20 protein-coding genes are annotated in these 17,897 nt (G+C 68.8%); 7 read left to right on the top strand and 13 right to left on the bottom strand.

Annotated elements, in window-relative coordinates; translation table 11 throughout:
* The 3 genes from Q7S93_RS18245 to Q7S93_RS18235 all read right to left on the bottom strand — a co-directional run.
* On the bottom strand, window positions 1-641 hold a 641-nt coding region (locus Q7S93_RS18245; RefSeq protein ID WP_304716120.1), incomplete at its 3' end, for an ornithine carbamoyltransferase.
* 111 nt (window positions 642-752) lie between these two features.
* Window positions 753-1,934 (bottom strand): aspartate aminotransferase family protein, encoded by a 1,182-nt coding sequence (locus Q7S93_RS18240; protein ID WP_304716132.1) that lies wholly within the window; start codon window positions 1,932-1,934, stop codon window positions 753-755.
* A 173-nt stretch (window positions 1,935-2,107) separates the two neighbouring features.
* Window positions 2,108-2,944: an ABC transporter permease gene (locus tag Q7S93_RS18235; protein ID WP_304716128.1), complete on the bottom strand. Its 837-nt coding sequence runs from the start codon at window positions 2,942-2,944 to the stop codon at window positions 2,108-2,110.
* A 224-nt stretch (window positions 2,945-3,168) separates the two neighbouring features.
* Here Q7S93_RS18235 and gcrA point away from each other — a divergent pair, with 224 nt between their 5' ends.
* Window positions 3,169-3,678, top strand: a complete 510-nt coding sequence (gcrA, locus tag Q7S93_RS18230) for a cell cycle sigma 70 cofactor GcrA (protein WP_304716119.1) — start codon at window positions 3,169-3,171, stop codon at window positions 3,676-3,678.
* 60 nt (window positions 3,679-3,738) lie between these two features.
* Here the strand turns inward: gcrA and Q7S93_RS18225 are convergent, their stop codons facing one another.
* The gene (locus Q7S93_RS18225; RefSeq protein ID WP_304716116.1) at window positions 3,739-4,089 is read right to left on the bottom strand and encodes an HVO_A0114 family putative DNA-binding protein; all 351 of its coding nucleotides are present in this window, start codon (window positions 4,087-4,089) and stop codon (window positions 3,739-3,741) included.
* Window positions 4,090-5,249: 1,160 nt separating this feature from the next.
* Between Q7S93_RS18225 and xseA the strand changes: the two genes are divergently transcribed.
* Window positions 5,250-6,833, top strand: coding sequence for an exodeoxyribonuclease VII large subunit (gene xseA, locus Q7S93_RS18220; RefSeq protein ID WP_304716112.1), 1,584 nt, complete (start codon window positions 5,250-5,252; stop codon window positions 6,831-6,833).
* A 65-nt stretch (window positions 6,834-6,898) separates the two neighbouring features.
* Entirely contained in the window at window positions 6,899-7,123 is a 225-nt protein-coding gene (locus Q7S93_RS18215; protein WP_304716108.1) for a DUF2093 domain-containing protein, read from the top strand.
* Window positions 7,124-7,145: 22 nt separating this feature from the next.
* Here Q7S93_RS18215 and Q7S93_RS18210 read toward each other — a convergent pair whose 3' ends face one another.
* Window positions 7,146-8,087, bottom strand: a complete 942-nt coding sequence (locus Q7S93_RS18210; RefSeq protein WP_304716105.1) for a lysophospholipid acyltransferase family protein — start codon at window positions 8,085-8,087, stop codon at window positions 7,146-7,148.
* 133 nt (window positions 8,088-8,220) lie between these two features.
* Between Q7S93_RS18210 and Q7S93_RS18205 the strand changes: the two genes are divergently transcribed.
* Together Q7S93_RS18205 and hisN are read left to right on the top strand one after the other, a co-directional pair.
* Window positions 8,221-8,601: a helix-turn-helix domain-containing protein gene (locus tag Q7S93_RS18205; protein WP_304716104.1), complete on the top strand. Its 381-nt coding sequence runs from the start codon at window positions 8,221-8,223 to the stop codon at window positions 8,599-8,601.
* A gap of 59 nt (window positions 8,602-8,660) precedes the next feature.
* Window positions 8,661-9,485 (top strand): histidinol-phosphatase, encoded by an 825-nt coding sequence (hisN, locus tag Q7S93_RS18200; protein ID WP_304716103.1) that lies wholly within the window; start codon window positions 8,661-8,663, stop codon window positions 9,483-9,485.
* Here the strand turns inward: hisN and Q7S93_RS18195 are convergent.
* Both Q7S93_RS18195 and Q7S93_RS18190 read right to left on the bottom strand, forming a co-directional pair.
* Window positions 9,460-10,431, bottom strand: a complete 972-nt coding sequence (locus Q7S93_RS18195; protein WP_304716096.1) for an alpha/beta fold hydrolase — start codon at window positions 10,429-10,431, stop codon at window positions 9,460-9,462. The genes hisN and Q7S93_RS18195 overlap by 26 nt on opposite strands.
* A 10-nt stretch (window positions 10,432-10,441) precedes the next feature.
* On the bottom strand, window positions 10,442-10,750 hold the full coding sequence (locus Q7S93_RS18190) for an SCP2 sterol-binding domain-containing protein (protein ID WP_300575799.1): 309 nt from the start codon (window positions 10,748-10,750) through the stop codon (window positions 10,442-10,444).
* Between the two features lie 127 nt (window positions 10,751-10,877).
* Here Q7S93_RS18190 and Q7S93_RS18185 point away from each other — a divergent pair, with 127 nt between their 5' ends.
* Complete coding sequence (locus tag Q7S93_RS18185) at window positions 10,878-11,489, top strand: MSMEG_1061 family FMN-dependent PPOX-type flavoprotein (RefSeq protein WP_304716092.1); 612 nt, start codon at window positions 10,878-10,880, stop codon at window positions 11,487-11,489.
* Window positions 11,490-11,496: 7 nt separating this feature from the next.
* Here the strand turns inward: Q7S93_RS18185 and Q7S93_RS18180 are convergent, their stop codons facing one another.
* Window positions 11,497-12,342, bottom strand: coding sequence for a class I SAM-dependent methyltransferase (locus tag Q7S93_RS18180; RefSeq protein ID WP_304716089.1), 846 nt, complete (start codon window positions 12,340-12,342; stop codon window positions 11,497-11,499).
* Between the two features lie 36 nt (window positions 12,343-12,378).
* Window positions 12,379-13,224, bottom strand: a complete 846-nt coding sequence (locus tag Q7S93_RS18175; RefSeq protein WP_304716088.1) for a class I SAM-dependent methyltransferase — start codon at window positions 13,222-13,224, stop codon at window positions 12,379-12,381.
* A gap of 223 nt (window positions 13,225-13,447) precedes the next feature.
* Between Q7S93_RS18175 and Q7S93_RS18170 the strand changes: the two genes are divergently transcribed.
* Complete coding sequence (locus Q7S93_RS18170) at window positions 13,448-13,903, top strand: Hsp20 family protein (RefSeq protein ID WP_304716087.1); 456 nt, start codon at window positions 13,448-13,450, stop codon at window positions 13,901-13,903.
* A gap of 79 nt (window positions 13,904-13,982) precedes the next feature.
* Here Q7S93_RS18170 and Q7S93_RS18165 read toward each other — a convergent pair whose 3' ends face one another.
* From Q7S93_RS18165 to gpmA, 4 genes are all read right to left on the bottom strand, one after another.
* Window positions 13,983-15,245, bottom strand: coding sequence for a pentapeptide repeat-containing protein (locus Q7S93_RS18165; RefSeq protein WP_304716086.1), 1,263 nt, complete (start codon window positions 15,243-15,245; stop codon window positions 13,983-13,985).
* A gap of 77 nt (window positions 15,246-15,322) precedes the next feature.
* Entirely contained in the window at window positions 15,323-16,585 is a 1,263-nt protein-coding gene (locus Q7S93_RS18160) for a pentapeptide repeat-containing protein (RefSeq protein WP_304716085.1), read from the bottom strand.
* Window positions 16,586-16,656: 71 nt separating this feature from the next.
* Window positions 16,657-17,109, bottom strand: a complete 453-nt coding sequence (locus tag Q7S93_RS18155) for a deaminase (protein ID WP_304716080.1) — start codon at window positions 17,107-17,109, stop codon at window positions 16,657-16,659.
* On the bottom strand, window positions 17,106-17,819 hold the full coding sequence (gene gpmA, locus Q7S93_RS18150; protein WP_304716079.1) for a 2,3-diphosphoglycerate-dependent phosphoglycerate mutase: 714 nt from the start codon (window positions 17,817-17,819) through the stop codon (window positions 17,106-17,108). The genes Q7S93_RS18155 and gpmA overlap by 4 nt, the downstream gene beginning before the upstream one ends.
* Between the last annotated feature and the right edge of the window lie 78 nt (window positions 17,820-17,897).

Below are 17,897 nucleotides of genomic sequence, written 5' to 3'. Positions count from 1 at the left end.
TCGGTCATCGTCACCTGGCCCTGCATCGCGGCGGCGCGGGCCAGGGCGGTCAGGTCCGGATGGTAGTCGGTGGGACAGGCGATGCTCAGCTTGAAGCAGAACTTGCCCGCCGGATGGATGACGCTGGCGCAGACATTGTTGCCGTCCCCCACCCAGGCCAAAGTCCGCCCCCGCACGGGGCCGAGGTGCTCCTCGTAGGTCAACCGGTCGGCCAGGATCAGACAGGGATGGCTCTTGTCGGTCAGGCCGTTGATCACCGGCACGGACGAGGCCATGGCCAGGCGCTCCAGATCCTCATGGGTGTTGGAGCGGATCATAATGGCGTCGACCATCCGCGAGAGCACCTGGGCGGTGTCCTCGATGGGCTCGCCGCGGCCCAGCTGCATGTCGGCGGCGGTGGAGATGATCACGTCACCGCCCAGCTGGCGCATGGCTGCGTCGAAGGAGAAGCGGGTGCGGGTGGAGTGCTTCTCGAAGATCATGGCCAGCACCCGGTCGCGGGCCGGCGCGTCGGCGTCGACCCGGCCCTTGGGCCAGCCGGCGCGGGCCGCCTTCCGGGCCTGGGCGTCGTCGAGGATGGCGCGCAGGTCGGCGGACTCCATCCGCCAGAGGTCGAGAAAATGTCTCGGAGTGGGGGTCATCGGGGGGAAATCCCATCGACCCCGCGCTTGCGCCGGAAAACCGAAGTGGCGCGTCTGGGCGCGAGGTCCTTGATTGATGAGTCCCGGCGATCGGCCGGGTGTGAATGCCCTTCAGGCTGCGGCGCGCCCCTTGGCGCGGGCGCGGTCACAGGCGCGTTCGAAACGCTCGACGGCTTCGCGCGCCTCATCAAGGGTGAGATTCAGCGGCGGCAGCAGGCGGACGCAGTTATCGCCGCCGCCGGCGATCAGCAGGTGCTCGTCGCGGGCGTGCTGCATGAATTCGCGGTTCGGCGTGGCCAGCTTGACGCCGATCAGCAGCCCCTTGCCGCGGACATCCACCACCACGTCAGGATAGCGGTCGCGCAGGCCCGAAAGCTGCTGGGTGAAATAGCCGGCCACCTCGCGCACATGGGCCAGGAGCTCGGGCTTGGCCAGTTCGTCCAGCGCCGCCCCGCCCACGGCCATGGCCAGGGGGTTGCCGCCATAGGTCGACCCGTGGGAGCCCACGCTCATGCCGGCCCCGGCCTGCGCCGTAGCCAGGCAGGCGCCGACCGGGAAGCCGCCGCCCAGGGCCTTGGCCACGCACATGATGTCGGGATTGGCGGCGCCGTCGGCCCAGTCATGGGCGAACCGCCGCCCGGTGCGGCCGCGACCGCACTGGATCTCGTCGAAGATCAGCAGGATGCCGTTGTCGTCGCAGAGCTGGCGCATGGCGGTCATCTCCGCCACCGACATGGCCCGGGCGCCGCCCTCGCCCTGCACCGGCTCGATGATGATCGCCGCCGTGGTCGGGCCGATGGCGGCCTTCAGGGCGTCGGGATCGCCGAAGGGAACCTGCACGAAGCCCGGCAGCGGCGGGCCGAAGCCCTCGAGATAGCTCTGGTTGCCGGAGGCGTTGACCGCCGCCACGGTGCGGCCGTGGAACGAGCCGTCGAAGCCGATGATGTCGATCCGATCCACATCGCCGCGGGCCCAGTGATACTTCCGCGCCGTCTTGATGGCGCACTCCACGGCTTCGGCCCCGGAATTGGTGAAGAACACCACGTCGGCGAAGGTCTCGGCGCAGAGCCGGCTGGCCAGCGCCTCCTGGCCCGGAATCTTGAAGATGTTGGAGACGTGCCAGAGCTTCTCGGCCTGGTCCTTCAGGGCCTGGACGAGGCGGGGATGGGCGTGGCCCAGCGCGTTCACCGCGATGCCGGCCATGCAGTCCAGATAGGCCTCGCCGTCCGTGGTGAACAGTCGCGCGCCCTCGCCTCGCTCGAACGCCAGCGGAGCGCGGTTGTACACGCCCATGATGTGGTCGCTGGGAACGGTCGCGGCGGACGTCGCGGTCTTTTCGGTCACGGGAGGAAGCCTCCAAAGGAAACGTCCCCGCACGCCGGGCGACGGGGACTGGAAGGCTGGATGTTTTCCGGCGAGAACCGCGCTCTGTCAATGATTTCGCTGGGTCTGGCCCAGCCGCCGCCTCAGGTCTTGAGCTTGTAGCCGCTCTCGAACATCCACAGGCAGACGCAGGCGAAGGCCACGGCGATGCCGGCGGTCATGCCGACCCCGGTGACCAGCGAGCCCTCGGCCGTCCCGATGAAGCCATAGCGGAAGCCGTCGATCAGATAGAAGAACGGGTTGAAGTGGCTCGCCGTGCGGAACGGCTCGGGCAGGCGGTCGACCAGATAGAAGGTCCCCGACAGGAAGGTCATGGGCATGATGATGAAGTTGGTGACCGCCGCCATGTGGTCGAACTTCTCGGCCCACAGGCCGGCCATGATGCCCAGCATGCCCAGGATCATCGAGGCGACCATGGCGAAATAGAGCACCGCCCAGAGGTGGGTCAGCGGCAGGTCGGCGAAGGGCAGCACGGCCAGCCAAGTCACCGCCCCCACCAGCAGCCCCCGGGTCGCCGCCCCCAGGGCGAAGCCGGCCACATGTTCCAGCGGGGTCAGCGGCGGGGTCATGAAGTCCCCCACCAGGCCGTTGACCTTGGCCTGCAGCAGGCTCGACGAGGCGTTGGCGAAGGCGTTGTTCAGGATGGTCATCATGATCAGGCCCGGTGCGATGAAGGTGGCGAAGGCCACCCCGCCCACCGCCGGCCGCGTCCCGCCGACGGCGACCACGAACACCATCATATAGAGCAGCGAGGTCACCACCGGGGCGCCCAGGGTCTGGGTTCCCACCTTCCAGAACCGCTTCACCTCCCGCAGATAGAGGGTGCGGAAGCCCGGCCAGTTGAACCCGTGATAGGCCCGAGGGGCCGGGGGCGTGGCGGCGGAGATCTGAGCGGCGCGGGAGGGCGACATGTCGTTCATGCCGCAGATGTGCGCCCTCACGGCTCAGCCTGCAAGGGCGCGACCTTACGACGCTATATCTAGTTCCTGTGGATGGAAGCAGGGGCGCCTATTGTGGCCTTTAAGGAAGTCTTTACGATATCTAGTAGTTCGTGGGGCGGGGCAACCGCTTCCCCCACAAGATGTAGTTTCGGTCGGCCGCGCGGGGCGGCCCTCGAAACACGCGGCCGTTTTGGGAGGCTCTGATGGGTTGGACTGACGAGCGAGTCGATACACTCAAAAAGCTCTGGCAGGACGGCCTTTCGGCCAGCCAGATCGCGAAACAACTGGGCGGCGTCACCCGCAATGCGGTGATCGGCAAGGTCCATCGCCTGGGCCTGTCGGGACGCGCCATTCCGTCGAAGCCGGCGCGTCCGGTCTTCAAGGCGCCGCGGCCCCAGCGGGCCGCCGCCGCTGCGCCCTCCGCCCCCCGGCGGATCGCCGAGCCCGTCGAGGCGCAGGCCGCCGCCCCGCCGCCGGCCCCGGTGCGCTATGTGGACGAGGCCCCGGGCTCGGCCACCGTGCTGACGCTCGGCGCTCACATGTGCAAGTGGCCGATCGGCGATCCGTCCAGCGACGGCTTCACCTTCTGCGGCCGCCGCTGCAGCGACGGCCCCTACTGCACCGAACATGCCCGGGTGGCCTATCAACCGGCCCAGACCAAGAAGCGCGCCGGCGGCTCTGACCTCGCCCGCTCCCTGCGGCGCTATATCTGAAGACCCTCTGAGATCGGCCCGGCGCTCAAGGGGTTCCAGACCCGCTTGGGGGCCGGGCGGTCAGAGAACGACGACCGCACTCAGCCGGTCAGCCGTGGCGCGGACCTGCCCATCCGCCCGCTCCACCAGCCCAGCCTTTTCCAGCACCGTGACATCCTCATGGACGCGCCGGTATTGCCGTTGAAGGGCTTGGGCGAGGGCGTTGATCGACTTCTCCGGATGGGCGTGCAGATGCCGCAGCAACCGGTAGCGCTCCCCCGTCATCACCGAGGCGAGACCTTCCCAGCTTTCGAAGGCGATCACCCGCGCCTGCCGGTCATCGCCGGCCTCGGCCCGCTTCCACGCATCCTTGAACGCGAGGAGATCATCCCGAAGCGTTCCGCCGACCTGAACCTTGACGTCCTTCGTCATATCGCACCGCCTCTGACGCAGCTTAGCTGCAAGGTGCCTGATGGGCGAGCGACACGCCTAGATTCTCATAGTGTGGCTAGCAGACGCCAGCGGCGTTCAGTCATCGACTCCAGGCAGAGGTCTTCCTTCAAATTTCGCCCTGGTGCTGTTAGCTGCCTCACATGGAAAAGCGTCAGGTTCTCGGTGCTATCGCGGCCCCCTGCATCACGGTCGGCGGAGCGGCGGCAATCGCGTCGTTCAATACTTCGGTCTCTGAGTCGTTGCGCCCCCTTCTGATGTTGGCTGGTGGCCTAGGGATGCTGGTTGGACTTGCGGCTCTAGTCGCGCTCCTGCTCACAGCAAAGTCGAAGACGCAGATCCAAGAACCGTTGCGATACGGGCGAGGGGGGGATGCAACCGTTACAGGCGATGGGGTGGCCAAAGGGGGCCGCGGTGGCGCAATCGGAGGCGGAGACGGCGGTTCTGCTTATGTAGGTGGCGACGGAGTAGCGCTGGGTGGTGAAGCTGGACAGGCTGACCGTGGCGGGCGCAGTCCAATAGAGGCGAATGGCGGCCCGAACGTACAGCTTCCAAACGGTACTTGGCTCTGGGACTACGGGCGCGGGGGCGACCCAGCGGTGCGTCTTGTATTGCGTCCCAACGTCGAGGTGTCCGAAGCGGTCGCTTATGCATTCTTTCGGCAATGGGGCCGAACGTTCGATGACGCGTCCCGTCGAACTAGTGCGTCGGTTGAGGATGTCCTCGCGCTCGTTAACAAGCGTATCGCTGAGGGTGAGTTGACCCTTTGGGGTAGGTCGTCGATGGACACGAGAATTTTGTCGAGTGCGGACATTGGTGGCGGTTTAGATCGACCATCTCTTCTAGCAGGGCAGGGCCAGACTGTGGCTAGGCTCGGTGAGTTTGACGAACTCCTGATGAACAAGCAGCAGGTTGAACTCTATTGGCCACGTTACTTCATTGAAGGTGAATCGATCAGTGGCCCTGGGATCGACGCCTTCATCAACTGGCGTCCAACCATGTAGCTTGCTGGACCTCGCGACGGGCAGAGACGGGTCGTTTGCGGTCATTGTCCCGGGCTCCTAGAGCCGACCTCCGAACACCCCGCCAGTTTTTCCCCACGCCCGGTTTTGCCTCACCGCGAGACGGGCTAGCTTCGCCCCATGAGCGACGCCGCGCCTGACTCCAACGCCCAGCCCTATTCGGTCTCCGAGCTCGCCTTTGCGCTCAAGCGGACGCTGGAGGACCGGTATGGCTTTGTGCGCCTGCGCGGGGAGCTGTCCAAGGTCACCCACCATGGCAATGGCCACGTCTATCTGACCCTGAAGGACGAGCGCGCCGCCATTGACGGGGTGGTCTGGAAGGGCTCGGTGCGCGGCCTGTCCATCCGGCCCGAACAGGGTCTGGAGGTGATCGTCACCGGCAAGATCACCACCTTCCCGGCCGGCTCGCGCTATCAGATCGTCATCGAGACCATGGAGGCCGCCGGGGTCGGCGCCCTTTTGGCCCAGCTGGAGCGGCTGAAGGCCAAGCTGGCGGCCGAGGGGCTGTTTGAGCCCGCCCGCAAACGCCCCCTGCCCGCCATGCCCGCCGTCATCGGCGTGGTGACCAGCCCCACGGGCGCGGTGATCCGCGACATCCTGCACCGCATCCGCGACCGCTGGCCCTGCCGGGTCATCGTCTGGCCGGTGGTGGTCCAGGGGGAACAGGCCGCCGCCCAGGTCAGCGCGGCGATCCGCGGGTTCTGCGCCCTGCCCGCCGGCGGCGACCTGCCCCGGCCCGACGTGATCATCGTCGCCCGCGGGGGCGGCTCGGTGGAGGATCTCTGGGCCTTCAATGACGAGGCCCTGGTTCGCGCCGTGGCGGCGGCCGACATTCCGATCATCTCGGCTGTGGGGCACGAGACCGACACCACCCTGATCGACTTCGTCTCCGACCGCCGGGCGCCGACGCCCACGGCGGCCGCCGAGATGGCCACGCCGGTGCTGGCCGAGCTGCGGGCGGGGTTGAGCGACCTGCACGCCCGCCTGCACCGCTGCGGCGGCAAGGTGGTGGAGGACCGCCAGGGCCGGGTGCAGAGCGCCGGCCGCAGCCTGGCGCGGGTTCCTGACCTAGTGGAGATGGCCGCCCAGCGCTTCAACCTGGCCGCCGGCCGGCTGAGCGCGGCCCTGCAGAAGAACGCCGCGGCCCATGAGCGGGATCTGGTCCGGGTCGCCTCGCGCCTGTCGGCCGGCCTGCTGCTGCGCCCCCAGGAGACGCAAGCCCAGAAGGTGCAGCTGCTCGGCGCACGCCTGACCAGCGGCCTGCAGCGCAACGCCGCCGACCATGGCCGCGACCTCGCCCGGATCACCGCCCGCCTGACGCCCGCCCTGCTGGCCCGGCCGCAGGCGGCTCAGCGCCAGCAGCTGGACGCGCTGGCCGCCCGGCTGACGCCCGCCATCAACCGGACCACCGATCGCCTGGGGGAACGCCTGGGCGCGGTGGAGAAGCTGCGGCTGTCGCTCAATCCCGACCGCCCCCTGTCCCGGGGCTTTGCGCGGGTGCAGCGGGCCGATGGCAGCCTGGCCCTTCAAGGCGCCGCGCTTGAGGCCGGCGAGACCGTCGCCCTGGTCTTCGCCGACGCCACCCGCAGCGCCGTGGTCGATGGCGGGGGCGGCGCTGCGCCGCGGCCAATTCCCGAGACTCGCCCGCGACCGCGAAAGGCGCCGGCGCCGCCCGCCAAGACCGTGCAGGGCGATCTCTTCTAGGCAGTCAGACAGCAGCCCCTGGCTGGGGTCTGTTCGAGGCGCCGCCCGCGCGCTACATTGGCGTGATGAACGCCCATGATCGCGACCTTTCCGGCAAGCCCGCCGAGCTTGCCGTCCTCCACTATGGCGACGGCGAGTTCGTCGTCCTCAAGCCCGGCCGCTTCGTGGCCTGCGCCGTGACCGGCGTGCGGATTCCGCTGGAAGCCCTGCGCTATTGGAGCCCAGCCCTGCAGGAAGCCTATGCCGGCCCCACCGAGGCCTATGCCCGGTGGAAGGAGCACAACGGCTGATCAGGCGATCCTGCGTCTGAGACTAGCGTCGCCGCCGCGAATAGGTCTCGTTGGGCCAGCGCTTATGGGTCCAGAACCATTCGGCCGGGCGCTCGGCGATGCGCTCTTCCATGAAGGCGTTGATCTGGTCCACCGACCTGGCGATATCGGCGCTGCGGTCGCCCGATGAGATCGGCTTGATCGGCGGGTGGACGATCACCCGGAAGCGCGCCTTGCCAAGCCGCTGCACCGACATGGGCTGCAGCACGGCGCCAAACCGCAGGGCCAGCCGCGAAGGTCCTGGCGCGGTATGGGCCAGCTTGCCGAAGAAGGGCGCGGCCACCCCGCCATTGAACTTCTGGTCGTTCATCAGAGCCACGGACTCCCCGCGCCCCAGGGCCTCAAGCACCTCGCGCGCGCCGTCCCCGCCCTTGGGCGCGAACAGGCGGACCCCATAGCGGAAGCGGTTGTCGCGGATACGCCTGTCGAAATAGGGGTTGTTCGCCGCCCGATAGGTCATGTGGCAGACGACGCCCGAATGGGCGATCACCGCGGGCATGATCTCCCAGTTCGAGAGGTGGCCGGAGACGAACACCACCGGCTCAGCCGTACGGGCGATCTCGGCCAGGCGCTCGCCATTGACGATCTCGATCCGGTCGCCGGCGGCCACGATCCGATCGATGATGGGGAACTCGGCGAAGGTCCGTCCCGTCTGGACCCACTGTGCGTCGGCCAGGGCGTCGATCGCTTCCGGCGAAAGGTCGGGAAAGGCGATCCTGAGATTGCGCAGCACCACCTGGTGGGCGCTGGTCAGTGGCCCGAGACGCCGAAGCAGCGCCGCCCCGAAGTCTGAAACCGCGTCGATCGGAAAGGCCCGCGCCAGCAGGGTGACCGCGTCATAGGCCAGGGCCTCCAGCCGCCAGCCCAGATCCTGGGCGAGATCCTGGGCCCGTCGCCCGCCGGGGTATGATCGCGCACGCGCCATACCCCTCTCTAGTCTCGCCGCAGCGCTTCGCGCAACGCGAACCGGGGTCGCTTGGCGCGCGACTTGCCGAGCCTGGCCCACGCCGTCCCCCTTCGGGACGGGATCGGCTCTTAACCGTGAGGGGGAAAGAGGCATGGGTAACGACATCGATGTCCACCTAGGTAAGCGTCTCCGCCGTCGTCGCCGCCTGCTGGGTCTGACCCAACAGCAGTTGGCCGGCGCCTGCGGCGTCAGGTTTCAGCAAATTCAAAAGTACGAGTGCGGCGCAAACCGCATCTCGGCCGCCCGCCTCTGGCAACTTTCCGAGGCTCTGGAAGTCCCCGTGGCCTATTTCTACGACGGTCTCTCGGCCGCGGCGCAGGAACGCGCCGAAGGCTGCGACGCCGGCGGCGAGGTGCTGGCCAGCAAGGAGACCATGGATCTCATCAAGGCCTACTACCAGCTTGGCGAACGTCCCCGTCGGCGGCTTCTGGACCTTGCAAAGTCCCTGAACGGCGACGGCGAGCACGGCTGACGCCATGGCCGCGCGGCTACGGGATTTCGTCGCGCCGCGCGGCGGGCTAAAGCAGGGGCATGCTCAACCCTGATCGCCTGACCGCCCTCGAAGACCTGATCCTCGAGTTGAACCAAGCCGCCGCCGAGGTGGCCCTGCCCCTTTTCCGCGCCGACCACGGCCTGGAGAACAAGGGCGGCGCGCCGGGACTCAACGCCTTCGATCCCGTCACCGCGGCGGATCGCGGGGCGGAGGCGGCGATCCGCAAGCGGATCGCCGAGCGCTTTCCCGAGCACGGGGTGATCGGCGAGGAATATGGCGAGGACCGGCCCGACGCCGAGTTCGTCTGGGTCCTCGACCCCATCGACGGCACCCGCTCCTTCATCTCGGGCCTGCCGCTCTGGTGCGTGCTGATCGGCCTGCGCCATGAGGGGCGTCCCATTTTGGGCTCAATCGGCCAGCCCTATCTGGACGAGATCTATGTGGGCCATGCGGGGGGCTCGCGCCTGATCTCGCGCGGGACCTCGCGACCGCTCAAGGTGCGACCCTGCCCCAAGCTCACCGACGCCACCATCTCCACCACCGATCCCGAGGCCTGTTTCAACGGCGCCGAGCTCGGCGCCTGGACCCAGGTGCGGGCGGCCTCGCGGCTGGCGCGGCTCGGCCTCGACGCCTACGCCTACGCCATGGTGGCGGCGGGCGCGATGGACATCGTGATCGAGGCGGGCCTGAAGTCCTGGGACATCGAGGCGGCCATTCCCGTCATCCAGGGCGCCGGCGGCCTCGTCACCGACTGGCGCGGCCAGCCAGTGGGGGATGCAGGCGGGCAGGTGGTGATCGCCGGGGACCAGGCCTGCCTGGACGAGGCCCTGGTGGCTCTCAAGCGCTCGGCGAAGACGATCTAGCGATCTCGGCGGCCAGGGCGTCGAATTCAGCCCAGAAGGCGGCGCGCCGGGCGTCGGTCTCCATCAGGATCTCGTGCAGGGCGCCCTTGACCACCACCAGCCGCCCGTCGGGCAGGCTGCGGGCCACATGGTCCTGGGCCTCGTTGTCCACCAGCTTTTCCTGCTCGGCCTGGCAGATGACCACCGGGATCGTCACCGACCCCAGATTGGCCGGTCGCGCGAAAAAGTCAGCGGCGCGCAGGGCGAAGTCCAGCCAGCCCCAGGTGGGCGCCCCCAGCGCCAGGTCCCGATTGGCGGCGATCTGCGCGCGGGCGCGGACGAACCGCGTCCGGTCGTGGGTCAGGACATTGTCGTCGAAGGTGTCGTCGAAGGGCTTGCCGGGATCGCCCATGCAATATCCGCCAGCCCGGCCCGTCAGGCGGTTCAGCCCCACCAGCAGCCGCACGGCCTTGGGATAGCGGCCCACCCGCACTCCCAGCATGGGCGCCGACAGGATGGCGCCGGCGAACCGGTCGGCCTGCCCCTTGGCCAGGGCCAGCAGGGTCAGGCAGCCGCCCATGGAATGGCCCATGGCGATCCACGGCCTGGGCAGGCGGCTCTCGAATTGCGCCAGCAGGACGTCATAGTCGCCCAGGAAGGGCTCGAAGCCGTCGGCGTGCCCCTTCAGCCGGTCATCGGCGAGGTCGCGATGGGACAGGCCCTGGCCCCGCCAGTCATGGGCCAGCACCACGAAGCCGCGGCCCGTCAGGTCGTCGATGACCTCGAAGTACTTCTCCATGGGCTCGGTGCGCCCGCCGCTCAGCACCACCGAACCGCGGGCCTCGCCCTTGGCCGGGAACAGGGCCGCCCGCAGCCGCGCGCCCTTGGCGCCGACAAACCATTCCGCCGCGCCGCCGTCGGGGACCGGGGCCGTGGGGATCGCGGTCAGGGGCGCGGACTCGGACATGGCGGCTTCCTCAGGCGGCTTGGGCGAACAGGGCCTGGATCTTCGACTGCATGGACATGGCCAGGCCCATGTCGGACATCCGCATCCGTCGGCTCATCAGGGCGGTCATGGGATCGAGGCGGCGGCGGCCCAGGGCGACGATGTCGTCCAGGCTGATGGTGACCACCAGATCGGCCGGGGCGTCCTGGTTGGTCACCTGGTCGCCGGCGATATGAATGAAGCCCGCGCCCTTCAGATCGATCTTGACCACATGGGGCAGCGGCTCGCCGGCCTCCAGCGTCTGGGCGATGCGGGCGGTGAGCTGTTCGATCGTAGCCATCGGGTCTCCGTAAGGCCGCGGAGCTTGGCCTGCGCCAGCCTCGAAGTAAACCGGGCGGCCCCCGTGACAGGACACGGAGAATGGGTCAGGATGTTGCGAACAATTCTTAAAAGGGAAAGACGTTCACATGCGCAAGCTCGCCCTCGCCGACCTCGACGCGATCTACCGGGCGCCAGGCCAGGTGGTGTTGGACAAGGTGCTGGATCATGTGGAACGTCATGGCCGGGCCTTCATCGCCCATTCGACCTTCTGCGTCATCAGCTCGGCCGGGCCCGATGGGGCGCTGGATGTCTCGCCCCGGGGCGGCGAGCCGGGATTCGTCCATGTGAGCGAGGATGGTAAGACCCTCTTCCTGCCCGACCGGCCGGGCAACAACCGGCTGGACACCCTGCGTAACCTGCTGGCCGGCGAGGGCCGGGTCGGCATGATGTTCATGATCCCCGGGTTCGACGACGTCTACCGCGTCAACGGCCGGGCCAGCGCCACCGACGACGCCGACCTCCTGGCGAGCTTCGAGGAGTTCGGCCGCCTGCCCCGACTGGTCTTGATGATCGCGGTGGAGGAGACCTTCCTCCACTGCCCCAAGGCGATCATGCGCGGCCGGCTCTGGGACCCCGAGGCGCAGCTGGACCGCAGCGCCCTGCCCAGCGGCGCCGAGATGGTCTCCGACCAGCTGAACCTCGGCAGGCTTCCCGTCACGAACGAGCAGATTATCGAGAGCTACCGAAAGGTGCTCTGAGCGCGCCTCAGGTGGGCTTGACGAACCGCAGGGTCATGCGGTCGCTCTCGCCGATCGCATCATAGGGGGCGCTGTCGAAGGCCGGATTGGCCGGCTCCCCCCGGGCCGAGGTGCGTCGCACCGGCGGCAGGGTCCAGACGCCGAAGGGGTGGTCCTTGGTGTCCCGTGGATTGGCGTTGATCTCGCTGGCCGCGTCGAGCAGGAAGCCCGCCTCCTGGCCCAGACGCGCCACATAGGCCTGCTCCACATAGCCGTCGCCGGCGGCTGGATCCTGAACCCCGCCCGGGGCGGCGCGATGCTCCACCACCCCAAAGACTCCGCCGGGCTTGAGGGCGACGAAGGCGTCGGAGAACGCCTTGTCGACAATGCCGGCGGCCATCCAGTTATGGATATTGCGCGCCGTCAGAACGAGGTCGGCCGAGCCTTCGGGCGCCATCGGGCCGCTGGTGGCGCCAAAGGCGGTGATCTCCACATCCCCATATAGCCTCGGCCTGGCCCGCAGCTTGGCGCGGTAGGCCTCCACCACCTCTATGGCGGCCGGGTCGTTGGGCTGCAGGTTGGCTGCATAGAGCTTGCCCTTCGAGGCCGCCAGGAAGGGCGCGAGGATATCGGTGTACCAGCCGGCGCCGGGCCAGATCTCCACCACCGTCATCCCGGGCTTCAGGCCGAAGAAGTTGAGGGTTTCCACCGGATGGCGCGCGGGGTCGCGGGCCACGTCCTGGGGATCGCGCCACCCTCCGGCCACCGCCTCTTCCAGGGTCATGGCCGAGGCCGGGACAGGCGGGTCGCCCGCCTCATCCCCGCGGCTGCACCCCGCCAGGGCCATGCCTCCGGCCGCAAGGCCGGAGAGCATCAGTCCCCGTCGCGATAGGATCGACGACGGCACGGATCAGGACGGCTTCACGAAGCGCAGGGTCATGCGGTCGCTCTCGCCGATCGCATCGTATTTCGCCCGGTCAAAGTCGGGGCTGGCCGTCTCGCCGCGGGCCGCGCTCTGGCGCACCGGCGGCAGGGTCCAGACGCCGAAGGGGTGGTCCTTGGTGTCCTTGGGATTGGCGTTGATCTCGCTGGATTCGGCGAGCTTGAAGCCGGCCTTTTCCGCCGCGGCGACCACTGTGGCCGTCGAGACATAGCCATCGCTCACGCCCTCGACCTCGGGCCGGGGATCGGCCCGGTGCTCTTCCACCGCCAAGACGCCGCCGGGCTTCAGCACGGCGTAGAAGTCGGCCAGCACCTTGTCGAGCATGCCGTCGCGGGTCATCCAGTTGTGAATGTTGCGCGCCGTCAGCACGAGGTCGGCCGAGTCGGCCTCGCCGAGCGGCTTGGAGGTCGCGCCGAAGCCGGCATAGGTGATCTCGCCGAACACTGCGGTGTCGGCATACTTGGCGGCAAAGGCCTCGCGGCCCCTGCGGGCGCCGTCCGACAGGGCGGGGTCCTCGAGGTCGGCGACGCCGGCCACATAGGTTCCGTCAGTCTTCAGGGCGTAGGGCGCCAGGATTTCGGTCCAGTAGCCGCTGCCGGGCGAGATCTCCACCACGGTCTGGCCGGGCTTGAGGCCCCAGAAGACCAGGCTGTCATGGGGGTTGCGGGCGCCGTCGCGGGCCTGGTGGGCTTCGCTCCGTTGCGGGCCGGCGATCACCTCGCGCAGGACGGCGTCCTGCGCCTGGGCGGCCGAGCCGAGGATGAGGGCGCCGAGGGCGCCGGCGATAAGGGCGGGGAACTTGTCGTGAAACATGGTCTGGAGCTCCGGCAAGTCGACTGAGGCCGTGACCCTAGAGGCGCGAGCCGATCTGGCAAGGGCGCGCCGCGATCAAGGCCTTGAAACCGGTGAAACCCACCCCAAATCCCTTGGCGAAGGTGCTGGATTTCCGGGCCTTCCGGCCGATGACGAGGCCTTCGGGCTCGTCGCAGGTCGCATTTGAACGCAACCTTGCTTAGCCAAGAAGGATGTGACGCACATGCGCACGCTCGATTTTTCCCCGCTCTACCGCTCTGTCGTCGGTTTCGACCGTCTGGCGGGCCTTCTGGAAACCGCCGCGGCCGACGCGGCCACCGGCTACCCGCCCTACAACATCGAACGGACCGGCGATAACGACTACCGCATCGAGATCGCGGTGGCCGGATTCCGGGCCGAGGAGCTCGCCATCGAGGTGAAGGAAAACCTCCTCACCGTGCAGGGTCGCAAGGCCGCCAATGAGGAGGCCCGCCGCTTCCTGCATCGCGGTCTGGCCGAGCGCGACTTTGAGCGCCGGTTCCAACTGGCCGACTATGTGGTGGTGACCGAGGCGGCCCTGTCAGACGGCCTGCTGTCCATCTCGCTCCGTCGCGAACTCCCCGAGGCGCTCAAGCCCCGCCGGATCGAGATCAGCAACGGGACGCCCTCGACCCTGATCGAAGGCGAAAAGGCGGCCTAAAGGCCGGTCTTCAGGACCCAAGGGTCGAAGAGCGGGCGGCGCGGCGACGCGCCGCCCATTTTCGTGGGTACGGGCCGTATCAGGCGCCGGGAATCTCGAACCCGAGGGCCAGGGACATGTCGGCGCCGCGCAGGCTCGCGCCGCGCATCGTGGCGCCTGAGAAGTTGCAGCCCCGCACATCGGCCTCATCCAGGATGGCGCCCGTGAGATCGGCGCCCTGGGCCTTCACATAGCGCAGCTTGGCGTGGTGCAGGTCGCCCCGGTTCACCCGGTTGGCGCTGAGCGGCAATGGCCCCAGGATCGCCTCGCGCAGATCGGCCTTGGTCAGCCGCGCCCCGGCCAGCTTGGCGCCGCGCAGGTCGGCCCCGCGCAGGCAGACGCCGCGCAGGTCGGCGTTCTCCAGATTGGCCCCCTGAAGGTGAGCGCCGGAGAGATCGAGGCCGACCATCACCGCGCTGCGGGCGCTCATCACAGACAGCCGCATGTTGCGCAGCCGCTGGTCCAGGGGTCGAAGGTCCTGGTCGTCGAAGCTGGCCGGCTTGCCCTCTCGCCCCCCGGACCTGCACCAGGCCTGGTTGGCCTGGGCCATGGCATGGAATTCGTCGGCCCGGTCGATCGCCTCCTGGCTAGGCGCGTTGAGCACGCCCTCCAGATTGGCGCCGGAGGTGCGGGCGGTGCGGATGTCGACCCCCGTCATGACCGCGTCCACCAGGCGCGCGCCCTCCAGATTGGCGCCGGAGATGTCGGCCCAGTCCATGATGGCGCCTTCGAGATTGGCGTCCTTCATATTGGCGCGGTTCAACTTGGCGCCGCGCATGGAGCAGTCGGTAAAGTCTGTGGCGAAGGCCGAGACCTCCTCCATCTGGGAGCCGTCGAGATTGGCGCCCTGGAGGTTGGCGTGGTCCAGGTCGCCCTGGCGCTGATGATGGGTGAGCGAGGTCAGGCCCTTGGAGGGGTGCGGCACGGCGACCTGGCCGACACGAAAGTCGGCCTGGGTCAGGTCGGCCTCACTGAGATCAGCGCCTTTCAGGCAGGCGCCCCGCAGGTCGGCCCGGGTGAGATTGGCCCGGCGCAGGTCAGCCTTGCGCAGGTCGCAGCCAAACAGGTTGGCCCGCGAGAGGTTGGCGCCGATCAGCCGGGCGCTGTCGAACACCGACGACGACAGGTCCGCGTCCTGCAGATTGCGCCCGGAAAGATCGACCCCGGTGAAGTCGATGAACCGCAGGGCCGCGAGCTTCCCCCCGGGGCGGCCGGTGATGAAGCGCTCATGGGCGGCGAGGACCATTTCGATCTCGCCGGGCGAAAGCCTGCGGCGGCCGGTTAGAGCGATGGCGGCTGGCACCTGAAAACACCCCGTGGGTTGAGCGACGCAGCGACATTTAGCCGCGCAACTGCGACCTAACGGTTAAAAGACCGTCGTTATATGACATCTTGCAGGCCCCGGGCGCCGCCGCGCCTGGCCCCGGTGATATCGATCTGCTTCAGCTGGGCGCCGGTGAAATTGGCCCGGGAGAGGTCGGCGTCGACCAGGATCGCCTGGCGCAGATCGGCCCGCGCACAGTCTGTGTTCTTCAGCGCCGCCCCGGTCATGTTGCACGAGAGCAGGCGGTTGGAGCCGATCAGCAGCGGCCCCATCTGGGCGTCGCGCAGGTCCGCGCCCGACAGCTTGGCGTTGATCAGCCGCGCGCCACGCAGGTCGGCCCGGCGCAGGTTGCAGGCCCGCAGATCGGCGCCGTCGAGCTGGGCGCCCTGGAGCTGCACGCCCTCCATGTCGAGGCCATAGAAGACCGCGCCCTTGGCCGACAGGGCCGTCAGGTTGAAGCCGCGAATGGTCTCCAGGGCCCGCAGGTCCGCGCCGTCGAACACCGAGGGGCTCCCCTCCCCGCCGCCGGTTTCGCACCAGCGGGCATGGTCGCGGATCATGGTCTTGTAGGGCAGGTCCGCCACCGCCATGCCGGCCGGCGCATCGGTGAGCACGCCGGCCATGTCGGCCTTGCTGACGTTCCAGGAATAGGTCTTGGCGCCCACCAGGATGGCGTCGCGGAGGTCGGCGCCGGCGAGGTCTGCGCCCGAAAGATCAGCGCCCTGCATGTTGGCGCCGGACATGTTGGCCTGTTTCAGGTTGGCCCGGACGAGCTTGGCGTCCTTGAGGATGGCGTCGGAAAAATCGGCCCGGGCGGCCATGACGCCCGACAGGCGCGAGCGCTCCAGATTGGCCCCGGCCAGCACGGCGCCCTGCACTTCGCCTGGCCGGGCCAGATGTTCAAGAATGCGCAGGCCCTTGTCGCGGTCAGCCGCGGCGATGGAGCCCTCGCGCAGGTCGGCCTCGAACAGGTCCGCCCCGGTGAGATTGGCGCCGCGCAGGCAGGCGCCGCGCAGGTCGGACCGGCGCAGGGAGGCGTCGGTCAGGTTGACGCCCTGCATGTCGCAACCGAACAGATTGGCGTTGTCCAGCTTCGCGCCCTGCATCTGGCACTCGTTCAGGCAGGCCCCCGTGAAGTCGGCGTCGGCGAGATTGCGCCCGCGAAGATCCAGGCCCGACAGGTCCTTCCAGGCGAACACCGCCCGAGCCCCGCCGGGGCGAGAGGTCCAAAGGCGATCGTGCCGCGCGCACACCGCATCGACCTCAGCCTGGCTCAGGCTCCTCAGTTCGGGGATCGAGGCGGGGCGGGGGGAAAGCATATAGCGCCGTTAAGGATGGGTTCGCCGGAGGCTAACGCGCCAAGATTAACGAGCCCCTTCCGCAGCTTGGCTCAACGGCTCGCCGGGTCTGGCGGGCGATAGTCGACGTAGAGCACGGCCGCCTCATCGGCCAGCAGACCCACCTCCCCCAGGAGGCCGGCCGCCGCCAGTCGCGCCAGGCCCCGACCGGCCGCATAGGGCGATGGATCGCGGCAGGCCACGTGAACCCTCGCCACGCCGGCGCCCGCCAGCCGATCGGCGCAGGCGGCCGCGCCGCTCGATCGGGCGCCGCAGGGCTCCAGGGTGACATAGGCCGTAGCGCCGCTGGCGGCCCCGCGGGCCTGGTCCAGGGCGACCTCCTCGGCATGGGGCCGCCCGCCCCGCGCCGTGGCCCCCTCGCCGACGACCATCCCTTCGGCCGAGACGAGGACGCAGCCGACCGCCGGGTTCTCGCCCGTCAGGCCGAGCTGATCCCGCGCCAGGACGATGGCCCGGCGCATGTGGGCGGCGGCCCCCTCCGTCACGTGATCGCGGGCAAGGGCTTGGCGCGGGCTTCGTCCAGATAGCGCGCGGCGACGGGCTTCAGGTCGTCCGACAGCTCGATCAGCAGAGGATTTCCGGTGGGAACCTCCACATCGATGATGGCCTCGTCGCCCATGTCGAACAGCAGCTTGACGATGGCCCGCAGGGAGTTGCCATGGGCGGCCACCAGCAGGGTGTCGCCGGCCTTCAGGCGGGGCGCGATCTCGGCCTCCCAATAGGGCTGGACGCGATCCAGGGTGGTCTTGAGGCTCTCGGTGTTGGGCAGGCGGGCGCCGGCATAGCGGCGGTCACCGGCGAAGTCGAACTCGCTGGCCGAACTCAGGGGCGGCGGCGGCACGTCATACGACCGGCGCCAGATCTTGACCTGGTCCTCGCCGTGCTTCTGGGCCGTCTCGGCCTTGTTGAGCCCGGTGAGCCCCCCATAGTGACGCTCGTTGAGGCGCCAGTCCTTGATCTCCGGCACATAGGCCTGGCCCGCCGCGGCCAGGGCCAGCCAGCTGGTGCGGATCGCCCGGGTGAGCACCGAGGTATAGACCCGGTCGAACTGGAGGCCAGCGGCCTTGATCAGCTCGCCGCCCTTGGTCGCTTCGGCCTCCCCCTGGTCGGTCAGGTCCACATCCACCCAGCCGGTGAAACGGTTTTCCAGGTTCCAGCGGCTCTGGCCATGGCGAAGCAGGACGAGGGTCGGCACGGGGCATCTCCTTGGGCGGTCGGGGTCGCCCGTTCGGCTAGGGCTCGGGGGCTGCGGCGTCAAGCGGACAAGCCCCGC

The organism is Phenylobacterium sp., from assembly GCF_030646615.1.
Classification (GTDB): domain Bacteria; phylum Pseudomonadota; class Alphaproteobacteria; order Caulobacterales; family Caulobacteraceae; genus Phenylobacterium.
This window is presented reverse-complemented; position numbering and strand designations above follow the sequence as displayed.